Annotated in this window: 1 pseudogene; it reads left to right on the top strand. The window is 64.6% G+C overall.

Annotated elements, in window-relative coordinates:
• Nucleotides 1-630 (top strand): annotated as a pseudogene (locus tag KKP04_RS15265) (IS5 family transposase); the annotation flags it as partial.

Here is a 630-nt window from a genome sequence, read left to right as displayed (position 1 = left end):
GGCCGACATTCCGGCGCGTTACGGCCCGCATACCACCTGCGTGAACCGCTTCAACCGCTGGCGCAAGGCGGGCGTGTGGGACCGGCTTCTCGACGCGATTTCAAAGGCTTACGACGGCGACATCCAGATGATCGACTCGTCGTCGATCCGCGTCCATCAGCACGCGGCCAACGGAAAAAAAAAGCCGTCCGATCCCGTTGCATGGGTCGCTCGCGCGGCGGCCTGACGACGAAAATCCACGCGCTCGTCGACGCCAACGGCCTGCCGATCGCGCTGAAACTCACCGAGGGGCAGGCCCATGACGGTCGCTCGGCCGAGGACATGCTGGGCGAGGTCAAGGCCGGCGCCATCCTGCTCGCCGACCGCGCCTATGACAGCGACGGCTTGCGCCACGCCCTCGAACAGCGCGGCGCGTGGGGCAACATCAAGCTCATGCCGAACCGGAAGAAACGCCCGGCCTTCTCGGCCTGGCTGTACCGGCAGCGCAATGCCGTCGAGCGCTTCTTCAACAAACTCAAACACTTCCGAGCCGTCGCAACCCGCTACGACAAGCGCGACGACAATTTCCTCGCATCCGTCAAGCTTGCGTCAGTCCGTATCTGGCTGCGGGCTTACGAGTCGGTGACCTAG

Origin of the sequence: Rhodomicrobium sp. Az07 (genome assembly GCF_018619475.1) — a bacterium.
GTDB lineage: Bacteria > Pseudomonadota > Alphaproteobacteria > Rhizobiales > Rhodomicrobiaceae > Rhodomicrobium.
The sequence above is the reverse complement of the archived record's forward strand: the minus strand, read 5'-3'. Positions and strand labels throughout refer to the sequence as shown.